Origin of the sequence: Microbulbifer thermotolerans, from assembly GCF_900112305.1 — a bacterium.
Classification (GTDB): Bacteria; Pseudomonadota; Gammaproteobacteria; order Pseudomonadales; family Cellvibrionaceae; genus Microbulbifer; species Microbulbifer thermotolerans.
This window is the reverse complement of sequence record NZ_FOKT01000009.1, coordinates 85,906-103,484: the sequence shown is the minus strand read 5'-3', so window position 1 is coordinate 103,484 and position 17,579 is coordinate 85,906. Positions and strand designations below refer to the sequence as shown.

Sequence of the window (17,579 nt, the reverse complement as noted above, 5' to 3'; positions counted from 1 at the left end):
GGAGAACAGCAATGGCAAAAACGGCCCTTCTGGTCATCGATGTCCAGGATTCCTTCCGCCACATGCCCTACTGGGACGACACAGGCTTCGACATCTACCTGGAGCGCCTGAACCGGCTGATCCGCCACGCCCGCAACCAGGGCTGGCAGGTGGTTCATATACTCCACGAACGTAGCGGCAGCCCCTTCGATCCGACCGGACCACTGGTCAGATCCATGAACGGCGTAGACAGGCGCAAGGGCGATACCGAATTCCGCAAGCGGGTACACAACGCACTGACGGACAGCGGGCTGCACCAATGGTTGGAGGAGCGGGACATAAACCGGCTGTTGATTGCCGGCCTGCGCACCGAACAGTGCTGCGAGGCCACCGCCAGGGTGGCCAGCGACCTGGGTTTTGAGGTGGTATTTGTCACCGATGCCACTCACACCTTCCCGATGCGCCACACAAGCAGCGGTGTACTCTTCGGCGCCGAAGAAATCAAACTGAAAACCGAACTGGTACTGGAGAACCGATTTGCCCGAATCGCCCGAGTGGCAGACTTCACCGCGACCGCGACCTGAACACCTTTGGTTTTTGCTACCGCCCGGCGTCCACCTGCTGGACCTGGCCGGGCCAGCACAGGTACTGACACATCAGCGGCTCGGAGGCGTGCAGCCCCACTTCATCGGAAGTTCGAAAGAGCTCTGCGCGGCCCAGGGGCTGGCGCTGTATCAGTTGGAGCCGCTGCCCCGGATACTGCCTCCCCGAAGTTGGCTGTTAGTCATCGGCTGTCAAAAATCGTCCGAGCTACTGCGCAGCGCGAACGGGAGGAGGCTGGCCCAATGGCTGGCGAGGGCAGCGGCCCAATCCGACCTGACCGCCTGCATCTGTTCCGGTGCCCTGCTGGCCGCGCAGGCCGGCTTGCTCGATGGCCGCAGTTGTACAACCCACCACCAACTGCTGACTGAACTGCGCGCGATGGCTCCGCATGCACAGGTCAAAGAGAACTGCCTATTTACCCATTCCGGCAACCTCTGGACCAGCGCCGGCATCGCATCCGGTATGGACCTGTGCCTGCACTTGGTAGCCATGTACTGGGGTTATGAGGCGGCCAATACAGTAGCCCGAGACCTGGTCCTCTACCACCGCCGCAGTGGTGGCGATCCGCAATTGGATATCAGGCTGCAACACCGCAATCACGTCAATCAGCGCCTGCACCAACTTCAAGACCGAATACTGCAGAACCCAGGTTATCCCTGGACGGTGCAGGCACTGGCGGAGGAGTCACACTTGAGCCCGAGACACCTGTCACGCCTATTCAAGGAACAGTTGGGGCTATCGCCAAAAAGCTACCTGCAGCAGGTTCGGCTGGCTTATGCGGAACAGTTATTGCGCGAGGGCGGCATGACTGTGGACCAGGTGGCGGAGGCGGTAGGTTATGAGTCCGCCCGCCAGCTGCGGCGCCTGTGGCACCGGTATCGAGGCGGGCCTCCGAGCCAGTCTATCGGCAAGGAAGCTCCCGTAACGTACAGAAACTCTGCGGACAGATAAGAGGCTCAGAGGTTGGAGCGGGCATTGCCGGCCCTGGGTATCGGGCCGGGCGCTACAGGGAAGTGCGCGTCACTTGCGAACTGTTCACACCACTATCTGAGCGCCCACAGCGCAGTGAAGCGCTCGCGCGAATTCATCCGGCCCCAGTCTTCAGTCTTCGGGTGGAAGACTCACCGGAGTCATCTCATCGTCGTCCGCCGGCACACTGGCCGAGCCCGACATCAACCCGGCGAGCTGCTCCATCAGCTGGCGCGCCTGGGCAAGCTGTCGCAGTTCCGCCAGCTCCACCGGGTCCTCCATTTTCAGCATCAACGCCTCCAGCTGAGCGAATGTCTGTGTCAGAGCAGCAGCCTGGTGGCGGTCCAGCAGCAATTCTGCCAATCCCCCACCTTCGGCGGGTACCCAGTTATCCCGGAGCACAGCCAGCATCGCCAACATCGCTTGTTTGGAATCCGCCGCACGGGGACTCTCCACATCGCTTTCGGAGCTCTCCGGCAGGCGGCGCAGCAATTCCTCGTCGACGACGGCAATATGGGCGGAACGGACCTGTTGCAGGCGCTCGGCCGGCCTCAGTGCCAGGTAGTGGCGCGATAGATCGTTGGCGGTGGCAGGCCAACGGCGCGCTAGCCCATCCATATCCTCGGCCATGGCGCGGCCGATCAGGCGGGTCAGCTCACGCCGGCGGTTGACCGCCAGAGCCTCGGGCTTCTCCCCCTCGCTGACGGCCTTGAATTCGCCCGCGGTGCGCTCGCCGGTGGGCCCCCAGAGCATGACTTCCATCGCGTGAAAGCCGGTGCTTGCTTCCTCGTGCGCGGTCAACCGGTGTTGTTTACGCAGGTTAGCCAGGGTCAAGTCAATCGCCGTGTCATTGACGATACCGCTGTCCGAATAACCGGGGACAGTGTCCAGATAACCGGGCTGAACCGGCCAACTGTCCAGCGCCAGCTGCAACGCCCGCCCCTCGCTCTGAAGCGGTGCCGGCGCGAAAGCCACGCGCATGTATGGCAACGCGGCGGCAAATCCCCGATGCGCCTCCAGCCAAGCCAGTTTAGCCGCTTCCAAATGATCCTCGCTGGGGCTGTCGAGCAACGTAACCACGGCGCGTTCCAGCGATTCCAGCGCGCCCTGAGCGTCGCTCACCGCGGCCTCGCCTGCCTCCCAGAAGGCTCGGGACAGTTCTTGCGCCGCCTGCTCATTAACCACCCGCGGAGCCGGCGTGCTTATCTCCGGCTCCGGCACCTCACGGCGGGACTCACAGGCCGAAAGTCCCGTCAGCAGCGCCAATAACAACACCCATTTTCCACGCCCTGTCATTTTTCCGCCCATAAAATTCCCCAAAATTTCCCTGCGCGGCACATCGATTCTCCTCTTTATCCACCAGAGCGGAGACTGATAATCGGCCAGCCGCGGCGCTCGGCCTCCGCACTCAGGCGCGCGTCCGGGTCCACCGCCACTGGATGATCGACTTCCTGCAACAGTGGAAGATCATTGATGGAGTCGCTATAAAACCACTTTTCTGCGGCGGAGAACCCCGGATTGTGCGCCAACCACTGATGCAGCCGCACAACCTTGCCGCCCTGGTAGCAGGGTTCACCAACCACGCGCCCGGTAAAGCGGCCCTCCACTTCCTCGGGCTCAGTGGCCAGCAGCGTGTCCACTCCCAGGCGCTCGGCGATCGGTTCCACCACGAAACGGTTGGTTGCGGTGATAATCATAATGTGGTGGCCCCGGCGGCGGTGACGGGAAATCAAATCCTCCGCCTGCGGTAGCCAGATCTCGCTGACCACCTCCTCCATAAACTCCCGCTGCAAGTTGTTGAGCTGACCGCGGGACAGCTGGGCCAGCGGCTCCAGAGCGAATTCCAGATAGGCGAAGATATCCAGCTCACCGCGCTGGTAGTCCCGGTAAAAGTTATCGTTCAGAGCACGGTAGCGCTCACCGTCCACATGTCTCCGCTCCACCAGGAATTCACCCCAGGCATGATCGCTATCGCCGCCGATCAAGGTGTTGTCGAGATCGAAAATCGCCAAGTGCACCGCGCACTCCCTCTTCCACTATAGATATTCCGGCGCCAGGCCGGCGGGCAATTTTACCCCGCCGGCCCGCACTTCACACGGCACAGTTCACCGAATTGCCGTAACCCCTCCCGCTGTGGAACAATGTGGAACAAGCTTGCGCGGCAAACGACCGCGCACAATAAATTTGAGGACGGTATTTTGGGCGACGGCAAACCGGCGCAAGCCGGGCGAAATCACCGCCGCAGAACCGCCAAGCAGTCCAACCGCATCGAGAACTCCGGCAACCACAGGAAAGGCCGGGGAAGCGGCAGCGACGGCAGCAACAATATCGACGCCGAGGGCTTCCGCCCCAATGTCGGCATTATTGTGCTCAATACCCGCGGCCAGGTGCTGTGGGCACGGCGGGTGGGTGGCAAAGACGCCTGGCAATTCCCCCAGGGCGGAATCAACCCGGGAGAATCTCCCGAGCAGGCGCTGTATCGGGAACTCTACGAGGAGGTGGGGCTGACCCGCGACCAGGTCAGCCTCATCGCCTGCACGCGCGGATGGCTGCGCTACCGCTTGCCGAAGCGGCTGCAGCGCAAGCGCTCCGAACCTCTGTGCATTGGCCAGAAGCAGAAGTGGTTCCTGCTCAAGCTGGAGGCGCCGGACAGCGCCATCGGCTTCGACAACGGCTGTAAGCCGGAATTCGACCACTGGCGCTGGGTCAGTTACTGGCACCCCCTCAGCAAAGTGGTGAGCTTCAAACGCGAAGTATACCGGCGCGCGCTGACCGAATTGGCCCCGCAGCAAATACAATTGGAGAGACGCTGGCTGCGAGAGCACGAGTAATATCGTCGCGACCGGTGAGTCCTCTGCCGAACAGACGGCAGCTAAACTACAAATCCACCAGACGACGAGGATAGGCCTTTGCTCGGATCTCTGCGCAGTATCGTTCAGGAAGTCAACGCGGCCCGGGACCTGTCCGCGGTGCTCGATATCATCGTGCGCCGGGTGCGCGAGGTGATGCGGACCCGCGTCTGCTCCGTGTATCTGCGCGATAAGCAGTCCGGCGACTATGTCCTCATGGCCACCCGTGGCCTGAACCCGGACGCCGTCGGCCAAGTGCACCTGGCGCCCGGCGAGGGTCTGGTGGGCAATGTGGTCACCCGCGAAGAGCCGATCAACCTGGAACAGGCCGAAGCTCACCCCGCCTATCAGTATTTCCCCGCCACCGGTGAAGAGCGCTTTTCCGCTTTCCTCGGCACCCCCATTATTCACCACCGCGAAGTACTCGGCGTACTGGTGGTACAGCAGGCGGAAATGCGTCGCTTCGACGAGGGGGAAGAGGCCTTCCTGGTCACTCTGGCCGCCCAGCTGGCGGGCGTCATCGCCCACGCAGAGGCCACCGGCGCCCTTGCCGCCATCGGCCAGCAGCGACGCGAAGCAAAATTCAGCGGTATCGCCGCCTCCCCCGGGGTCGCTATCGGCCGGGTGCATATTGTCGCGCCGCCAACCAACCTGGCATCTGTCCCCTACTCCTGCTGTATCGACGTGGATGCCGAGCTGGCACTCTTTCACACGGCCCTGGCCAGTGCCCGCGAAGAGATCCGCGACGTGGGCGAGCGCCTGAAGGATCAGCTGAGCCGTGAGGAGCGCGCCCTGTTCGACGCTTATATCAGCATGCTGGACGACAACTCTCTGACGGCGGAAGTGTGCGACCGCATACGCCAGCAAATCAGCGCGCCGCGCGCCTGGGCCGAGGTGATGCTGGAGCATGTGCGCCGTTTTGAAGCCATGTCCGACTCCTATTTCCGCGATCGCGCCGCTGACGTGCGTGATCTGGGCGCGCGAGTCCTGATGCACCTGCGCAGCGAGCAGCAGAGTCGGCGGGAGTTCAGTGACAACACCATACTGGTCGGCGAAGAGGTCACCGCCGCAGTATTGGCGGAGGTGCCACAGGAAAAACTCGCCGGTCTGGTCTCTGTCAAAGGGTCCTCCAACAGCCACGTGGCCATTATCGCCCGGGCCATGGGGCTGCCTTCCGTAATGGGCGTGCAGGACCTGCCCTACGAACAGATAGACGGCGCCGATATAGTGGTGGACGGCTACCGGGGAGAGCTTTATGTGCACCCCGGCGCTGAGCTGCGCCGCCGCTACGACAACATCGTCGAGGAAGAGCGTGAACTGGCGCGCAACCTCGATCACCTGGCCTCTCAGCCCGCCGAAACCGCCGACGGCCACCGGGTGCGCCTGATGGTCAATACCGGTTTAATGGCGGATGTGGTGCGCTCCCTGGAGCGCGGTGCCGAAGGGGTCGGGCTCTACCGCACTGAGGTCCCCTTCCTGCTGCGGGATCGTTTTCCGTCGGAGGAAGAGCAGCGGGAAATCTACCGCGAGCAGTTGCTGGCCTTCGCCCCGCGCACCGTGACCATGCGCACCCTGGATATTGGCGGTGACAAAGCGTTGGTTTACTTTCCTATCGATGAAACCAACCCCTTTCTCGGCTGGCGCGGCATCCGCGTGACCCTGGATCACCCGGAGATATTCCTCGCCCAGGTGCGCGCAATGATGAAGGCCAGTCTTGGCCTCGACAACCTGCGCATCATGCTCCCCATGGTCACCGGCATCGGCGAACTGGAAGCGGCCCGCAAATTGGTTAAGCGCGCCCACCGGGAACTGCAGGAGGAAGGCTACGACATCGCCATGCCGCCGCTCGGCATCATGATCGAGGTACCCTCGGCGGTCTACCAGGCCCGCGAGCTGGCCGAACGCGCGGACTTTATCTCTGTGGGCAGCAACGATTTGACCCAATACCTGCTGGCCGTGGACCGCAACAACAGCCGCGTAGCCAGTTTCTACCACCCGCTGCACCCGGCGGTATTGCGCGCCCTGCACCAAGTAGTGGAGGCGGGACACGCTGCCGGAACAAAGGTGGGAATTTGCGGAGAGTTAGCCGGCGAACCCGGTGGTGCCCTGCTGTTGATGGCTATGGGCTATGACATGCTGTCGATGAATGCGACCAACCTGCCGCGGGTGAAATCAGCCCTCCGCGCGGTGAACAAGGCAGACACCGACGAGCTGCTAAAGCAAGTGATGGTCATGGAAAGTCCGGAAGAAATCGAAAAAAGCGTGCAGGCCTATATGAAGCAGGTGGGGCTCAAAGCGCTATTACAGCCGACAGAGGACGGCAACCATAGCGGAAAAGCTGTGCGGAAAGAGTAAAGGATACAAACGGGCAGTACCCTCGCCCGGACAGACCGGGCGCGGGCAAGGCGGAACACCTGCTGACAGCATGCGTGTTCCGCGCGGGGGTCAGCCCTCTTCGCACTCGCTTTGGTAGGCGTCGGCATCGAGCAAATTATCCAACTCGCTCGGATCGCTGGGCTTGACGCGGAAAAACCAGCCGTCGTCGTAGGGAGAGGAGTTGACGGTTTCCGGTGCGTCCTCCAAAGCCTCGTTGACTTCAATCACTTCACCGGACACCGGTGAGTAGATATCACTGGCCGCCTTGACGGACTCCACAACGCCGGCTTCGTCACCAGCCGCCAGAGTGGTTCCCACTTCCGGCGTTTCCACATAAACCACATCCCCGAGGGCGTCCTGGGCGTGGTCGCTGATACCCACGGTGACAGTGCCATCCTCTTCCAGCCGCGCCCACTCGTGGCTGGACAGGTATTTCAGTTCACTGCGAATCTCACTCATTCTGTGATCCCTCGATTAAGTAATTTTATAATTCAGACTTCGAAGTTCAGTTCAAGACGGCCCGTCAAATCACCGATTTGCCGTTGCGTACGAAACAGGGTTTCACCACCTTCACGGACACCAGTTTCTTGCGCATTTCCACTTGCGCCGTGTCTCCCACAGAAACCGGTACCCTCGCCAACGCAATAGAGTAGCCCAGAGTCGGGGAAAAGGTGCCGCTGGTGATAATACCGCGCTCTTCACTGCCGTCCACCACTACCGGTTGCCCGGCGCGCAGCACACCGCGCTCTTTCAAAACGAGGCCAACCAGTTTTTCTTTAACACCCTGGGCTTTTTCTTCCTCCAGCGCAGTCCGGCCGATAAAGTCGCGGTCCTCCGGCTGCCAGGCGATAGTCCAACCCATATTCGCCACCAGCGGCGAGGTATCTTCATCCATCTCGTGACCGTACAGGTTCATTCCCGCTTCCAGGCGCAGGGTATCCCGGGCTCCCAGGCCACAGGGTGCCACACCCGCATCTGCCAGGGCGCGCCAAAATCCGGGCGCATCCTCACCGGACAACATAATCTCCAGGCCGTCTTCACCGGTATAACCGGTGCGGGCGACAAACCAGTCACCGCGGGCCACGCTCTGGAACACCTTGAGATTGTCGATGGCGGAAACCCACTCGATGCCCATCACTTGCTTGACTTTGTCAATCGCGTTGGGACCTTGAATGGCCACCATGGCCAGCTCGGGACGCTCGCTCAGGGAGACATCGAAGGCCTCAGCCTGCCTGGACATCCACTCCAGATCCTTTTCCCGAGTCGCGCAGTTGACCACCACCCGATAGCCAGACTCCTTGAGGTAGACGATCAGATCGTCGATCACGCCACCTTTTTCATTCAGCATACCGGTATAGAGTGCCTTGCCCGTCACCCCATCCAGTTTTGCCACATCGTTGGCCAGCAGATAACGCAGATAATCGCGGGCGCCGTCGCCATCGATATCGACCACTGTCATGTGGGACACATCAAACATGCCCGCGTCAGTGCGCACCTTTTCGTGCTCTTCCAGCTGCGATCCGTAATGCAGCGGCATGTCCCATCCGCCGAAATCCACCATCTTGCCGCCCATGGCGACATGCGTGTCGTACAATGGCGTTTTGTTACCCATCTGATGCTCTCAATCTGCAAGCCTAGAAAGCCGCGTATTCTACCGGCCCCACCGCCAGTGATACCAGACGGCGCTATGCTGCAAGCCTAGCAGGCACCGGGACTATAAACTGCTTTCGGCCGCGCTTGCCGCCAAAGATTCCGCGCGGCCCAGTAAATTCCATAAATGCATATTAGAGCGAATAAATATAACAATATGAAATATTGATCTCTCGCACACCGCCAGCGCGGCTACCCATCCCGTTATCCCGCACTGGACTGGAATCGCGCTGCATACCGGCGATGGCCGCTAGCGGCCATCGCCGGTTCCATCAGTGTGCCCGTGCCACCGCACGCTGGATTTCCGCGAAGGTCGGCACCCTGTCGATATCAATCTCGACCTGCAGGCGCCTGCCCACTTCCGCGACACTGATCAGTCCGCGCACATGGTGATTGTGCTGATCCACCAGCAGACAGTGCCGCTGGCCGTGCTGGCGCATCGTCTCCAGCACGTCGCGGATACTGCTTTTTTCCACCTGTGGATAACTCAGTATTTTCAGTTCACTGCGGGGGCGCATGAAATCACCGACCGTCAGTTCGTGGCGCGGCACACCGGCAGCCACCCACTGCATCACCTTTTGATAGCTGAGATCCTCCGCGGTGAGCAGGCCGGCAAACGCACCGTCTCTGTCGAGAACAAGCAGTGCGTTCAAACGTCCCGCGTCCATCATCTGAGCGGCCTGCATGGCAGATACCGATGGCGTCACCAGGGCCGGGTGATGACTTTTGAAATCGGTGACAAAACACAGTGCGGGGGAGTCCAGGGTAAGCTCTGTAAACTCTTCGGGGAAAACCAACCTGTCGCGATCCTGCAGTTGAGAAACGTTCAGTTTTTTCATGGCAATAACTCTCTGTGAGGCACATCCAACAGACATGCCAGAAATCGAATGCGCTTTGGCAGCGCAGCAATAAAAATTGGGAAATAAATGGAGTTATGCCGGAACGGGAGGAGCGCGTATGGCGGGACATGCGCGATAGGGAATTCGCGGCGCACGCCGGGTAGAAAGGTCACGGGTTGTTAGAGCCGCACACGGCAAGGCCGCCGGGTCGACAGCTTTGTGTAAATCCTCGTTGCCGCCCCCTTCACCCGCCGAAGAATCGATACCGCTGTCCGCAAGCTGGATAACAGCGGAATCGTCGGCCTGGAAAACATTCGCACCGGGATCGGCCTGCGCTACCGCACATAGCAGCAAAGATTGAAGTATGAATATGCAGATCCCAGTATGCACTATGGCGATTCCAGAAAACTATCTAAACCTGGGACACATCTATCGGGGCGGGGTTCCGCGATTTCAACCACCGGGGCGATGCTGTTCCCCACTGCTCTCTTCATCCAAGGCCTTTGCTCCCTCTTCTGCCTCGGCCGCCTTATCCACCCGCAGACCGTGACGCTTTGAACGCAAACGCCACAAGCGCCTGGCCAGCGCCTGGCGGTCCGGGGTTTTGTCCGCCTCGTCAACAATTTCTTCGCCGAGCAGAGTCTCGAGAATATCCTCCAGTGTCACCAGACCTTCGAGACCGCCGTATTCATCCAGCACCGCACTGATTTGCACCCGGCGGGCCAACATTTTCTGGAAAGCCTGGTAGATGGTTGCCGTCTCCGGCAACATCAACATATCGCGACGGTACTCCGCCAGTTTTTTATCCTGCTCGCCCTTGGCATAGGCCAGCAAAAGATCCTGCTTGAGCACGAAACCCACCACGCACTCGGGCGTGCCGCGCTCGTATACAGGGATACGGGAAAAGCGGCTCTTTTCAACATCCTCATAGGCCTCGCCCACCGTATCGTCCTGGGAAAGGGAATAAACAACGGTGCGCGGCGTCATCACTTCGCGCACCGAGTGATCGCGCAGGGTAAAAAACAGGTTGCGCAGAATGCTCGACTCGCGCTGCTCCAATTGCCCTTCCGCTTCACCCAGCTCCGCCATCACCGCGAATTCTTCACGGCTGAATCCGGTCAGCATCGGGCCGTGAGACAGCCCGCGGGTCAACCACTCAGACATTTTCACAAAGGGGTAGAGTATCCACACAAGCCCGCGCAAGGCATAGGCGGTCAGCGGAGCCAGTTGCCGCCAGTAAAAGGCCCCCAGGGTTTTCGGTATGATTTCGGAAAATATCAGAATCAGCAGCGTCAGAATCGCCGACGCCAGGCCCAGGTACTGACTGCCGAAAACCGCCGCTGCCTGGGCGCCAGCACCGGCGGCACCGGCAGTGTGGGCAATGGTGTTCAAAGTCAGTATCGCCGACAAGGGCGCATTGATGTCTTCTTTCAACTTGCGCAGTATGCGTCCAGCCCTGTGCCCCTCGCGTTCAAGCAGGCTGACGTAGGGCGTGGTCACGCTGAGGATGACCGACTCGGCAATGGAACACAAAAAGGAGAAGCCGAGTGCGATGAGAATATAGGTGATCAGTAGAATCATAAAAATCAGCCGGAAGCCGGCTTACCGATAAATTGGTGTGCGCCACCGGCAAGACAGTAAATCAAAGCCAGCAACAAACCGCAGATAAAGCCGCCGATATGCGCGGCGTTAGCGATACCCGTGCCAATAACATAAGTCACCAGGCCACTGGCGCACAACAACAGCCAGCCCAGTGCCAGGGGAACCAGCCCCGCGGGCAGCTCCCGCCAGCCGGGTACCCAGCGCTGCAACAGGAATACAGCGCCCACCAGGGCGTATACCACACCGGACATACCGCCAAACTGAATCTCCGGAGACCAGCAATACTGCGCCAAATTCGCGACTGCCGCGCTGACAAACACCAACAGCGCAAACAGCAAAGTGCCGGCACGCGCCTCCAAGGGGCGGCCCAGGATCCAGATACCCAAGGCATTGAAAAGCGCATGGGGCAGAGAAAGGTGTACGACCGCCGGCGTCCACAGACGCCAATACTCACCCTGCGCCCAGTGCCAGGCAAGGCTCGAACTAGCCAACTGGAAATCAGCACGAGGGTCTGGATAAATCAACAGCCCATCCACCAAACCGTAGTGCCGAAGTAACCAGCCGATAAAACAAACGGCGATCAAAACCAGGCTCAGTGGCGTTTTTCGCAACGGCCAGCCGGCCAGGGGAAGCTCCCCGAGTTCCCCACTATCCTGCTCCTCTACTTCACGAGACACTGCGCCGGACGCCTCCGCATCTCGTGTGTCGATCGGTTCCAGACGCACTGTGGCGAGATCAATCTCACCGGCATCCCAACGCCGCAACAGCGGCAACAGGAGTTCAGCCAACTGCGAGTCAGGCCCGCTTAAAACCTGGCAATTGTTTTCCTCGGTTATACGCAGGGGCAACCGGTGGCGGCGGATAAAGTGCGCCAGATCGGCAAGGTCTCTGTCGAGGGGAAATTGGTAAATCGGTATCCAGTGGCTCAAGGTTATGATCTTTTATTGATAGCGCGCCAGCGGCAGTTATCCGGGCCCATACCTATATTGGACTCAGCTTCTAGGGCTGTCAGCCCCAACGGGTAGCGTTTCTGCAAACGCCACCCCAATCCTGCGCTCCCCCTTTGTGCGAAGAGATCGCAGGATAAGCTCCCCGGTGCGTCACACAGCCATGGCGCGCAGGATAATTCGCTTTTTCAACATGGGGCTTGCGTCCACCATACTCAAGCCCGTATTGCGCAACCAGCGCCAGTGCAGATCGCCGGCGCCAAAGAGAGACTTGAAGGTGCTCATGGCCTTTAGGGTGATGGCGTTGTCGCCGCGGCGGCGACGTTGGTAACGGGCCAGCACCGAAGGGTCCGCCAGCTCCAGTCCACGTTTCAGGGCGCGGCCTATTTCATCACTCAGGACACGCACATCCTGCAACCCCAAATTCACCCCCTGTCCCGCCAGGGGGTGAATGTTGTGGGCGGCATCGCCAACCAACACTGCGCCGGGGCCAAAGTAGGACTCCGCATGGCGCGCACGCAGTGGAAACGACAGCCGATCGCCGACAAACTCCACCTTGCCGAGCGCACTTTCGAAGGCCTTCTCCAGGCTCAACGCGAAAGCGGCATCATCCAACATGACCAATTCCCGCGCCAACTCCTCGTCCGCGGACCAAACGACCGCACAGTGATTGTCGTCGCCGAGTCCGGCGAGCGGCAGAAAAGCCAGAGGGCCGGTCTTCAGGAAGCGCTGCCAGGCAGTGTGGCGGTGTGGCTTTGCACAGCGGACTACGCACACCAGCGCCGTCTGGTGGTAGTCGGTATCCTGACAGCGAATACGCAACAGGTCCCGCACTTTGGAGCGGGCGCCGTCGGCGCCGATCAGCAGGCGAGTGCGCACGACTTCTGCGCGCTCCTCCAGCCCCTCAGGCATATCGGTGCGACCACTGCGCGGCTGCAGATGCCAGTGGCCGCAGTCTCGCCACCAGCTCTCCAGGCGGAAGCCACTGACCAATTCCACATTGGGCAGCGCCTCCAGGCGCGCGCGCAGCGCCGCCGCCACAACACCGTTTTCGACGATATGACCCAAATTCGGCAACTGCACATCCCTGCTGTTGAAACAGACGGAGCCAGTGCCTTCCGCGTCCCACACACGCATCTCCGTGTAGGGACAGGCCCGCAGGCCTATCTCTCCCCAGGCACCGGCCTCTTCCAGCAAATCCCGGGATGCCTGTGTCAGGGCGACCACACGCGCATCGTAGTGCTCATCCGGCACCTGCGGCGCTTCGGTGGCCGCCTCCAGCACGGACAACTGTAACTGCGGGTGGCGCACCGCGAGCAGCGCAGCCTGTGCCATGCCCACCATGCCGCCGCCGACAATCGTGATATCCTGACGTTTTCGGTTCATAGGGTATCTGCCCCGCTTATTAGTCCCGGCTGACAATTAAAGCCCAAATCCCGCGGCCTGGCCGACAAAGCCGGCGCGCAGGGGTGGTGTCAGCGCCAGCGCCAGCAGGCCGGCTTGGCGCAGTCCCCGTGCGAAGAGCCCGGGGGAAGCGAAGAGCGGCGGTATTCGGTCACTGAATCCGATCGTCAATTGCTGGTCCAGGCGACGATCCCGTCCATAGGCCTCCAATAATTCTAGACCTACAGTTGAATTTTGCGCCAAATCAGCACCCGCCAAGGCACGCGCCAGACCGTAGCAATCCCGCAGCGTCAGATTGAAACCCTGGCCCGCCACAGGGTGCAAAAAGTGTGCGCAATTCCCCAGCAATACCAGATTCCGGCGCCACTGCTCCCGCGCTAGAGACAGGCTTAAGGGGTAGTCGCTCACCCTGCCCGCACGCTCAATACGCCCGGCGCGCCAGCCAAACCTTTTCTGTAACCGCGCGATGAATTCATGCTCCGGCAGTTCGCGCAGAATTGCCGCATCCTCCTCTGAGCAGGTCCAAACCAGCGCCATGCGATGACTGCCATCCCTCCGCGGCAGCGGCAACAGAGCCATTGGTCCAGCATCGGTGAAGCGTTCATAAGCCGTACCGCGGTGGTCCCTTTGCACCCCCAGGGTAGTGACCAGCGCGCGCTGACGGTACTCAATCCGTTCAGTGACGATACCGAGCCCGCGGCACAGCGGCGAGTCAGCACCGTCCGCCACCACCAGAAGCCCCGCCTGCAACTGGGTATCGGGGCAACCCGCTCCCGCACTCCAGTCCAGCTGGGCCCCGTCCGCCACCATCTGCACCCTGTTAACCCGCGCAGGGGCCAACACCTGCGTTTGTGTCTGTGCCAGTGCACGGTGCAATACCGGTCCCAGGGCGGCATTTTCGACCACCGCGCCGAGCATACCTGCAAAGCTGGCCCGCGGCTGCTGCGCCGCGCGCATCGACATGCCACAGGGGCGGCCGCGGTCACTGACCTGTATTCTCTCGATCGGCGCGCAGTAGTCCCGCAACTGATTCCATAAACCCAACTCGGAGAAAAGTTGCAGGCTGCCGGCGGCGATCGCCGTAGCGCGGGTGTCGAAGCTGGGCAGCCGCACGCTGGCGTCCGCATCGGGCAGCGCGCGCTGCTCCAATAGCGCTACCGAAAGGTGCGGGCAGAAGTGGGCCAGCATCAAGGCCAGGCTGGCACCGGCCATGCCGCCGCCGACGATAGCCACATCGACCTTTTGTTTATTCACTCCGGTCACCACAGCTCCTCCTGTACCAGGCCTTGTCCCTGGCGCATGGTGTATTCGATTTCCGCAACCGTCTTCGGTGCCGCTGCCGACAACACGATCGGACCTTGTTTCGTCAGCGCCACGTCATCTTCAATGCGGATGCCGATGCCGCGGAATTTCTCCGGCACTGCTTCGTCATCCGCCGCGATATAGATACCCGGTTCCACCGTCATTACCATCCCCGCCTCCAGCTGGCGCCACTGGCCGTGCACCCGGTAGTCACCAGCGTCGTGCACATCCATTCCCAGCCAGTGGCCGACGCGATGCATGTAAAAACGGCGGTAGGCGCCCGACTCGATCAGCCCTCCGAGATCGCCGTGCAGCAATCCCAGATCGATCAGCCCCTGGGTAATCACCTCGACACTGGCGGCATGGGGTTGATCCCAGTGATTGCCCTCGCGGATCTGCTCTATGGCTTCCAACTGTGCCGCCAGCACGATTTCGTACAGCGCCTTCTGAGCCCCGCTGAATCGGCCGCTGACCGGATAAGTCCGGGTGATATCGGCGGCATAGTCGCGGTACTCGCAACCGGCGTCCACCAACACCAAGTCGCCATTTTTGAGTGGCGCACTGTTGCTGCAGTAGTGCATCACCAGTGCATTGGCGCCGCCGCCAACGATGGTCGGGTAGGCCGGCTCACGGGCTCCAGCGGCGACAAAGGCGTGCAGTATTTCCGCTTCCAAATGATACTCGTACAACCCGGGTCGACAGCAGGCCATAGCGCGGCGGTGCGCCTCGGCGCTGATCTCGGCCGCGCGCGCCATAATGCGCAGCTCGGCGGCGCTCTTTGAAAGGCGCAGGTCGTGCAACAGGTAGTCCAGGTTGACCATTTCCGGGCTGCCCGCGTTGCCCGGTGCGGCGTCTATGACCTGCAAGTATTGCTGCAAACGGCGATCCAGTTGAGGAAAACGGCCCATGCTGTAGTAAATGCGGCTGCGGCCCTCCAGTAATCCCGGCAGTATGTCGTCCAGGTCTCCGATCGGAAAGGCGTCGCAAAGGCCGCACTGCTCGGCTGCGCGCTCGGGCCCCAGGCGCGGGCCGTCCCACATTTCCTTTTCCGCGTCGCGCTCGCGGCAGAAGAGCAGGGACTCTCCCTGAGGGCGGCCAGGGACCAAAACCAGCAGCGCCTCCGGTTCGTTAAAACCGGTCAAATAGAGAAAATCGCTATCCTGTCGGAAAGGGAAATAGGTATCCCGCGAGCGCAATTGCTCGCGCGCGGCCGGCACTATCGCCAGACTGCCCGGTGCCATGCCGGCGACCAGGCGCGCGCGGCGACGGGCATATTCCGCCCTGGTAATACCTGATGGAGCGTGTTTGGCACCGGTCATCAGTGCACTGTGGGACCGGTTTTTTTTCCGCGCACCTCGGTGAATATATTCAATACCGCCACGCGCACATATTCCTGCAGTTCCAGCAACTGGTTTTCCGCCTCCTCGGTCTGCTCGGCGCCCTCGGCGTCCACCTGTGCGATGGCGCCGATGTCCCGCAGCGCTTCCTTGCTGGTGGGCTGCAGCTCGCCTCGGTGTGCGCCCACACCGAATCCGTGCAGGAAGCCCTGACACCAGTGACCCAGAGCCAGAGTTCGGGCGCCGATGTCTTCGTCCTCGCTGAGCAGCAATTGAAAATCGAAATCACTGTCCTGCAGCCGCAACTCACTCTCCTGCGCTAACTGCAGGAAATCCCGGTTCAAGTCGGCGGGTACCGCATCCAGTTCGAGCAACGCGCCCAATTCCTTTTGCCAGCGGCTTTTATCCGGTGTTGTGCCGGCGGCCAGAACACCGCAGACAAATCCGTGCAGTTCGCTGGGGTCGGCTTCGCCGCCGGCGGCGAGTATGGCATTGGCGAGGGTTTCAAATTCTATCGCTGCACGCGTCATAATTACCGCTCAATATCGTTTCAATGTGGTCAGACTTTGCCCAGCGAAATTCGGAGGGACAAAATTTGTGATTCGCTGCCCGGACGGGACAATTGACCCGTCCAAACGCCGGCAATATAGTAGCGGAATAGCCCGGCTTACGCAGTCCGTAACGATGCCAGCCGCCGTTTACACAAGGAATTATGAACAAGCTGCAAGCATTAGAAAGCACCGTGGATTCCCTGATCGCCCGCTGCCAGCAGCTGGCGAAGGACAACCGCGAGCTGCGTCGGCAGGAAGCCGACTGGCAGCGCGAGCGCCAGCGTCTGATAAAAAACAACGAGGCCGCCCGCTCACGGGTTGAGGCCATGATCAACCGGCTCAAGGGGCTAGCGCAAGATTCCTGATGGGTGATTCAGCTGCGACCGCCGAAACGGTCACCGTCTCCATACTCGATAAAGAGTACCGAGTTTCCTGCCGCGAAGAGGAACGCGCGGAGCTGCAGGCTTCCGCACGCCTCCTGCACGAACGCATGGCGCGTATTCGCGCCAGCGGCTCGGTGATCGGCCTCGAGCGCATCGCCGTGATGGCCGCGCTTAATATTGCCCACGAGCTTATCCAGGCCAAAGCCGAACTCACCCGGGTGCCGCTGGAGCAGGAAATGCTGGACCGGCTCCAGGAAAAAGTGCAGTCGGCACTGGGCGAACTGGATACTACCGACTCCTGACACCCCCCAATCGCCAATACCAGTTCACGCGTTAATAAACCGCCTATCAACGATCAACCTGCTACCGGGGCCAAATGAAGCTTCGGTAGCGGGCGGGAAGACCGCGCTGTAACGTGACAGTCACCCCGCCATTGCTCGGATGCCTCCGTATCAGTGCTGTATCTCCGCGGACACATCCCGCTATCCAACGGTTTCAAATTTCCATCCCGCGAGCCGCTCTTCAGACCTCAAAGTACTTTTACTGGCAGGAACTCATCTCATCAGAGGTTCTTTAGCCTTTTCTGTCCCGCCGCGTTATAATTTCCTTGCCCTGGGGTGTTGGCCAGTTGACTATGTCCTCGAGCCGATAATCTTGCCCAGGTGGTTTCCAGCGGATGCTGGTGTGCAGGTCCGCCACGTAGCGGAAAGCCTAATGTATCCCGGACACCACCACCTTGAACTTCACGGTTCAAGGCCACGTCTTCAGCCGCACACTCGGGGTTCCCT

Annotated in this window: 17 protein-coding genes and 1 other RNA gene; 7 read left to right on the top strand and 11 right to left on the bottom strand. The window is 60.8% G+C overall.

All coding sequences use genetic code 11. The features are described from left to right. Nucleotides 1-11: 11 nt before the first annotated feature. Both BM155_RS14645 and BM155_RS14640 read left to right on the top strand, forming a co-directional pair. Complete coding sequence (locus BM155_RS14645) at nucleotides 12-563, top strand: isochorismatase family protein (RefSeq protein WP_067155936.1); 552 nt, start codon at nucleotides 12-14, stop codon at nucleotides 561-563. Continuing rightward, nucleotides 517-1,533, top strand: a complete 1,017-nt coding sequence (locus BM155_RS14640; RefSeq protein WP_074903923.1) for a GlxA family transcriptional regulator — start codon at nucleotides 517-519, stop codon at nucleotides 1,531-1,533. The genes BM155_RS14645 and BM155_RS14640 overlap by 47 nt, the downstream gene beginning before the upstream one ends. Before the next feature lie 150 nt (nucleotides 1,534-1,683). Here BM155_RS14640 and BM155_RS14635 read toward each other — a convergent pair whose 3' ends face one another. Both BM155_RS14635 and BM155_RS14630 read right to left on the bottom strand, forming a co-directional pair. Further along, the gene (locus BM155_RS14635; protein WP_231902401.1) at nucleotides 1,684-2,859 is read right to left on the bottom strand and encodes an imelysin family protein; all 1,176 of its coding nucleotides are present in this window, start codon (nucleotides 2,857-2,859) and stop codon (nucleotides 1,684-1,686) included. A gap of 44 nt (nucleotides 2,860-2,903) precedes the next feature. Next, on the bottom strand, nucleotides 2,904-3,569 hold the full coding sequence (locus BM155_RS14630) for a histidinol-phosphatase (RefSeq protein WP_067155947.1): 666 nt from the start codon (nucleotides 3,567-3,569) through the stop codon (nucleotides 2,904-2,906). A 309-nt stretch (nucleotides 3,570-3,878) separates the two neighbouring features. On the opposite strand from BM155_RS14630, the gene BM155_RS14625 reads away from it, so the two are divergent. Both BM155_RS14625 and ptsP read left to right on the top strand, forming a co-directional pair. Then, nucleotides 3,879-4,382 carry an RNA pyrophosphohydrolase gene (locus tag BM155_RS14625; RefSeq protein WP_082817633.1) on the top strand — a complete coding sequence of 168 codons (504 nt, stop codon included), beginning with the start codon at nucleotides 3,879-3,881 and terminating at the stop codon, nucleotides 4,380-4,382. A gap of 78 nt (nucleotides 4,383-4,460) precedes the next feature. After that, nucleotides 4,461-6,755, top strand: a complete 2,295-nt coding sequence (gene ptsP / locus BM155_RS14620) for a phosphoenolpyruvate--protein phosphotransferase (RefSeq protein ID WP_067155950.1) — start codon at nucleotides 4,461-4,463, stop codon at nucleotides 6,753-6,755. 90 nt (nucleotides 6,756-6,845) lie between these two features. Here the strand turns inward: ptsP and gcvH are convergent, their stop codons facing one another. The 9 genes from gcvH to BM155_RS14575 form a co-directional block, all read right to left on the bottom strand. Next, nucleotides 6,846-7,235, bottom strand: coding sequence for a glycine cleavage system protein GcvH (gene gcvH, locus BM155_RS14615; protein ID WP_067155953.1), 390 nt, complete (start codon nucleotides 7,233-7,235; stop codon nucleotides 6,846-6,848). A 64-nt stretch (nucleotides 7,236-7,299) separates the two neighbouring features. Next, the gene (gcvT, locus tag BM155_RS14610) at nucleotides 7,300-8,388 is read right to left on the bottom strand and encodes a glycine cleavage system aminomethyltransferase GcvT (protein WP_067155956.1); all 1,089 of its coding nucleotides are present in this window, start codon (nucleotides 8,386-8,388) and stop codon (nucleotides 7,300-7,302) included. Between the two features lie 310 nt (nucleotides 8,389-8,698). Beyond that, entirely contained in the window at nucleotides 8,699-9,265 is a 567-nt protein-coding gene (locus BM155_RS14605; protein ID WP_067155959.1) for a CBS domain-containing protein, read from the bottom strand. 453 nt (nucleotides 9,266-9,718) lie between these two features. Further along, a complete protein-coding gene (locus BM155_RS14600; protein WP_067155963.1) occupies nucleotides 9,719-10,846 on the bottom strand; it encodes a hemolysin family protein in 1,128 nt (375 codons plus the stop codon). Between the two features lie 5 nt (nucleotides 10,847-10,851). Continuing rightward, nucleotides 10,852-11,796: a rhomboid family intramembrane serine protease gene (locus BM155_RS14595; protein WP_074903921.1), complete on the bottom strand. Its 945-nt coding sequence runs from the start codon at nucleotides 11,794-11,796 to the stop codon at nucleotides 10,852-10,854. Nucleotides 11,797-11,967: 171 nt separating this feature from the next. Next, nucleotides 11,968-13,200: a UbiH/UbiF/VisC/COQ6 family ubiquinone biosynthesis hydroxylase gene (locus BM155_RS14590; protein WP_074903919.1), complete on the bottom strand. Its 1,233-nt coding sequence runs from the start codon at nucleotides 13,198-13,200 to the stop codon at nucleotides 11,968-11,970. A gap of 36 nt (nucleotides 13,201-13,236) precedes the next feature. Continuing rightward, entirely contained in the window at nucleotides 13,237-14,472 is a 1,236-nt protein-coding gene (locus tag BM155_RS14585) for an FAD-dependent monooxygenase (RefSeq protein WP_254773205.1), read from the bottom strand. Between the two features lie 5 nt (nucleotides 14,473-14,477). Further along, nucleotides 14,478-15,839: a Xaa-Pro aminopeptidase gene (gene pepP / locus BM155_RS14580; protein WP_074903916.1), complete on the bottom strand. Its 1,362-nt coding sequence runs from the start codon at nucleotides 15,837-15,839 to the stop codon at nucleotides 14,478-14,480. Continuing rightward, the gene (locus BM155_RS14575; protein ID WP_074903914.1) at nucleotides 15,839-16,387 is read right to left on the bottom strand and encodes a UPF0149 family protein; all 549 of its coding nucleotides are present in this window, start codon (nucleotides 16,385-16,387) and stop codon (nucleotides 15,839-15,841) included. Before BM155_RS14575 ends, pepP begins: the two co-directional genes overlap by 1 nt. A gap of 182 nt (nucleotides 16,388-16,569) precedes the next feature. On the opposite strand from BM155_RS14575, the gene BM155_RS14570 reads away from it, so the two are divergent. The 3 genes from BM155_RS14570 to ssrS all read left to right on the top strand — a co-directional run bounded on the left by BM155_RS14570 (nucleotide 16,570) and on the right by ssrS (nucleotide 17,578). Beyond that, complete coding sequence (locus BM155_RS14570; protein WP_067155979.1) at nucleotides 16,570-16,773, top strand: TIGR02449 family protein; 204 nt, start codon at nucleotides 16,570-16,572, stop codon at nucleotides 16,771-16,773. Further along, nucleotides 16,773-17,093 carry a cell division protein ZapA gene (locus tag BM155_RS14565; protein WP_067155981.1) on the top strand — a complete coding sequence of 107 codons (321 nt, stop codon included), beginning with the start codon at nucleotides 16,773-16,775 and terminating at the stop codon, nucleotides 17,091-17,093. Before BM155_RS14570 ends, BM155_RS14565 begins: the two co-directional genes overlap by 1 nt. A 304-nt stretch (nucleotides 17,094-17,397) precedes the next feature. Next, nucleotides 17,398-17,578, top strand: a non-coding RNA gene (ssrS, locus tag BM155_RS14560) — 6S RNA. The last annotated feature ends 1 nt before the right edge of the window (nucleotide 17,579 follow it).